General features: G+C 32.6%; 6 protein-coding genes and 1 pseudogene. All 7 read left to right on the forward strand.

From position 1 onward, the window contains the following. Nucleotides 1-406: pseudogene (locus Q0Y84_RS12015) on the forward strand (MFS transporter); the annotation flags it as partial. Next, nucleotides 396-791 carry a cytidine deaminase gene (locus Q0Y84_RS12020; protein ID WP_186822790.1) on the forward strand — a complete coding sequence of 132 codons (396 nt, stop codon included), beginning with the start codon at nt 396-398 and terminating at the stop codon, nt 789-791. The pseudogene Q0Y84_RS12015 and the gene Q0Y84_RS12020, both read left to right, overlap by 11 nt. A gap of 2 nt (nt 792-793) precedes the next feature. Then, nucleotides 794-1,507 carry a coenzyme F420-0:L-glutamate ligase gene (locus tag Q0Y84_RS12025; protein ID WP_297954086.1) on the forward strand — a complete coding sequence of 238 codons (714 nt, stop codon included), beginning with the start codon at nt 794-796 and terminating at the stop codon, nt 1,505-1,507. A gap of 63 nt (nt 1,508-1,570) precedes the next feature. Beyond that, nucleotides 1,571-2,035, forward strand: a complete 465-nt coding sequence (locus tag Q0Y84_RS12030) for an NUDIX hydrolase (RefSeq protein ID WP_297954089.1) — start codon at nt 1,571-1,573, stop codon at nt 2,033-2,035. 14 nt (nt 2,036-2,049) lie between these two features. Further along, nucleotides 2,050-2,811, forward strand: coding sequence for a nucleoside phosphorylase (locus tag Q0Y84_RS12035; protein ID WP_297954092.1), 762 nt, complete (start codon nt 2,050-2,052; stop codon nt 2,809-2,811). Nucleotides 2,812-2,840: 29 nt separating this feature from the next. Beyond that, the gene (locus tag Q0Y84_RS12040; protein WP_297954095.1) at nt 2,841-3,605 is read left to right on the forward strand and encodes a nucleoside phosphorylase; all 765 of its coding nucleotides are present in this window, start codon (nt 2,841-2,843) and stop codon (nt 3,603-3,605) included. A gap of 2 nt (nt 3,606-3,607) precedes the next feature. Next, nucleotides 3,608-3,904 (forward strand): AAA family ATPase, encoded by a 297-nt coding sequence (locus Q0Y84_RS12045; protein ID WP_297954097.1) that lies wholly within the window; start codon nt 3,608-3,610, stop codon nt 3,902-3,904. Nucleotides 3,905-4,006: the final 102 nt, after the last annotated feature.

The raw sequence follows: 4,006 nt of genomic DNA on the forward strand, positions 1-4,006 counted from the left end.
GGAACTCCTTTTTCTAATGTTTAAAGAAATAAATTTAAGGAATCATTCATCCTTACACAAACTATTTTACAGTCTCATGATAGGTGCATTTGTATTAAGTGGAACTCTAAAAAATAAATATTTACTACTCTTTCTTTTTCTATTAATTGAACTATTGATGGGAATGATGTCAGGACAAATTTCAGCTACTAGTAATGAAGCTATTTATGGAGAGAGCAATAAGTCGACTATGCTTTCAACTATTTCATTTATTGCAGAGATCTTAGTTAGTGTTTCATTATTTATAAGCAATAGTATTATGAAAGTATTTGGAGATTTAAAAGTAATGTTTTTTGTCTCCGCAGTGTATTTTGGTGTTGTTTTGCTAACAATACCATTAATAAAGGAGAAACAAAATGTTAGATAAAACTTGGCAAAAGATGTATGAAGAAGCTAAAAGTGTACAGGGATTTAGACAAATATCTGATCATCTAGAAGCAGGCGGAGTAGCAGCTGCTGTTTTGAGTAATACAGGAAAAATTTATACAGGGGTTTGTATTGATACCGCCTGTACTTTAGGAGTGTGTGCAGAACGCAATGCTTTATTCAGCATGATCACTTGTGGTGAAAATCATTTCAAGAGAGTGTTAGCCATCATGTCTAATGGAAAGAATGGCGCACCGTGTGGAGCTTGTCGTGAATTTATGGTGCAGCTTATGGAAAAAGACTATAAAAATATTGAAGTATTGATGGATTACGACAGGGAAGAAATTACTACTCTGGGGAAGTTAACACCTGATTGGTGGTTATAGTCATGATTACAATTGAAGCATTGCATAATTTCCCTAAGATAGAGAAAAATTGCAATTTAGGTACAGAAATAATTAAAACAATCAAAAATGAAAATTTTATTCTTCATAATAATGATGTTTTATGTATTGCTTCTAAGTTGATTTCTAAAGCTGCAGGTCTGTTTGTTGATTTAAAATCTATTAATCCAAGTCAATTAGCCTTACGTTTGCATCAGCAAATACCTAGAAAAGATCCAAGACTAATTCAAATTATAATTGATCAAACCGAAGATAAGAGTGGTAAGAAACTACAGATATCTAAGAACTTTATTGGTGGGTGGCTGCCGAATGGGTTGTTTTTAACCAGTGCAGGAGTAGATAAACTTGATGCAAATACTGCAATGGTTTTACCCCGAAATTGTGATGAAATTGCTAAGAAAATTAGTAAAGATATTTTTGATCAATTAAAAGTCAGAGTAGCTATTATAATTACCGATAGTGATGGGAGAATTGATAAAAAAGGTGCTACTCAAGTAGCAGTTGGACTGTATGGTATTTCTGGCTTAAGAAAAAGTCGGTATGAAGATAAAACTAATGTTGAAACTATCTGTGATATGTTAGCTGCCTCTGCAGGATTATTGATGGGACAAAAAGGAAAAATGTTACCTATTGTTAAAATTCACGGTATAGATTATGTATTTGATAAATCTGCAACAATTAGGGATGCAGTGAATTAATTTTAAGAAGCATTCCAATAATATTAAAACTATAATGAATGACATTCAATTAAAGGACTAGCAATGGTTAAAAATTATATTAAGACCTTACGTCAAAAAGTTGATCATGAACCAATTATTCTAAATTTTGCTGGCGGAATTTTAGTTAATGATCAGAATGAAATCTTACTTCAAAAAAGATCTGATTTTGATGCCTGGGGGTTACCTGGTGGTTCTTTAGAATTTGGAGAATCTGCCCCAGAAGCATGTGTTCGAGAATTTTTAGAAGAAACTGGTTTAAAAGTAAGAATTAAGACACTGTTAGGTGTTTCAACTAATTTTATTCAGCATTATCCAAATCAAGATGTGGCACAGGCAGTGACTATTGAATTTGTTGTTGAATTAGTAGAAAAAACGTCAAAAGAGGTCAGCTCTGAGACTCTTGACCTGAAATATTTTTCTAAAGACAAATTACCAAAGATTTTTAACAAGCAACATCAACTTTTTATTGATCATTACTTTAATGAAGACTATCCATTTATTGATTAAGGGAGAGAGTATATATGAACGAACAACCATTTATTTTAGATATTGATTTAAATAAACATGCTGTAATAGAGCCTGGCGTCGAAAAGTTACAATATAAGTTTCATGAAAAATTGCTTTTTGCATTTGTTCCAGATGATGAAATTAAATCTTTTTTAGATAAGCACTCTCATAAGACTTTGGGCAAATTTAAAACTGTTTCGTTTAGGCCTAAGGTATATGAAGTGGGAGTCAATGATCAACTAATTACGTTATGTCAAGCTCCAGTGGGAGCATCAGCTTCAACAAAGTTTTTGGATTGGTTGATTAATTATGGAGTTAAACAAGTTTTATCTGTTGGAAATGCAGGAGCACTGGCTAATCTGCCGGAAAATACAATATTTGTTCCACAAAAAGCGATTCGTGGAGAGGGTACATCATTTTATTACAAAGAACCAAGTAAGATGATTACATTAAATAAAAAGTTTGTAAGAAAAGTTGAGAATGAAATAAAAAAATTAGGTCTTCAATATGAAGAAGGAACAACTTGGACGACCGACGGCTTTTTCAGAGAAACACCCAAGCAAGTTTTACAAGCTAAAGAATTAGGTGCAAAAACTGTCGAAATGGAGTGCTCAGCTTTAGCTGCTTGTGCAGAATTTAGAAATATAAATTTTGCGCAAATTTTGTTTACGGCTGATAGTTTAGCTGATATGGATAACTATGATAAACGTAACTGGGGCCATGATTCATATAGCGCTGGTTTGAGTATTGGATCTCAGGTATTAGTAAATTTATAATATTTTAACTAAAGATGGAGTAGGAAACCATGAACGAACAACCATTTATTTTAGACTTTGACAAAAATCCGCATGCTGTTCTTGAACCAAATCACGATCAAGAACCGTTTCATTTTCATCCAAAATTGCTTTACGCGTTTGTGCCAGAAAAAGAAATTACCGCATTTTTGGATCAACATCTTCATCGCACTTTAGGCGAATTTGAATCATGCTCTTTTAATACAAAAATCTATGAAGTTCAAATTGACAATGAATTTTTTACTTTGTGTCAAGCACCATTAGGAGCACCAGCAGCTGTGCAATTGCTTGAGTGGCTAATTACTTATGGTGTAGGAAAAGTTTTAACGTTTGGTACTTCCGGTGCCTTGAATGATTTACCAGAAAATGAAATGCTTTTAGTTAAACGAGCAATCCGAGATGAAGGAACATCTTTTCACTACATGGAGCCAGGACAGTTTGTTGACTTAGATCGTGATTTTTTGAATCAAGTAGAAGATGTATTATCTGAATTAAATTTGAAATATGATGAGATCACTACTTGGACAACTGACGGTTTCTTTAGAGAAACGCCTAAAAAAGTAGCACAATTTCGTCAGCTAGGAGCAGCAACTGTTGAAATGGAATGCGCTGGTTTAGCAGCATGTGCCAAGTTTAGAAAGGTGGATTTTGCACAAATCTTATTTACTGCTGATACGTTAGCTGATATGGAAAACTATGATGAACGGGATTGGGGCAGTGAATCACATAGTCTTGGATTAGAAATTGGATCTAAGGTTCTGACTAAGATTAAATAGTAGTGTTAATATACAAAAAGTTTGGAGTTAACTCCAAACTTTTTACTTTTTTGACCCACTGGCAAGATAAAAAAGTAATTAAAGTAGTTTCTAGAGTTAGAAGAGCGGGTAAATCTACTTTGTTTTATTTGGTTAGAAGACAATTAAAAGATCAAGGAATAAATGATAGTCAGTTAATTAATATTAATTTTGAAAATATGAAGTATGATGATCTTCGTGATCCATATAAGTTATATGATTACTTAGAATCAAAAATTACTGAAGATAAAAAATACTATATTTTTTTAGATGAAATCTAACATGTAAGAGAGTTTGAGCATGTAGTAGGAGACTGTAAAATAGTTTGTGTAAGGATGAATGATTCCTTAAATTTATTTCTTTAAACATTAGAAAAAGGAGTT

The sequence above is a fragment of the uncultured Lactobacillus sp. genome (assembly GCF_947367125.1).
Lineage (GTDB): Bacteria > Bacillota > Bacilli > Lactobacillales > Lactobacillaceae > Lactobacillus.

Coding starts and splice junctions, on each gene's coding strand:
- Q0Y84_RS12040 (WP_297954095.1), top strand. CDS start 2,841: ATGAACGAACAACCATTTATTTTAGACTTTGACAAAAATCCGCATGCT.
- Q0Y84_RS12020 (WP_186822790.1), top strand. CDS start 396: ATGTTAGATAAAACTTGGCAAAAGATGTATGAAGAAGCTAAAAGTGTA.
- Q0Y84_RS12030 (WP_297954089.1), top strand. CDS start 1,571: ATGGTTAAAAATTATATTAAGACCTTACGTCAAAAAGTTGATCATGAA.
- Q0Y84_RS12035 (WP_297954092.1), top strand. CDS start 2,050: ATGAACGAACAACCATTTATTTTAGATATTGATTTAAATAAACATGCT.
- Q0Y84_RS12025 (WP_297954086.1), top strand. CDS start 794: ATGATTACAATTGAAGCATTGCATAATTTCCCTAAGATAGAGAAAAAT.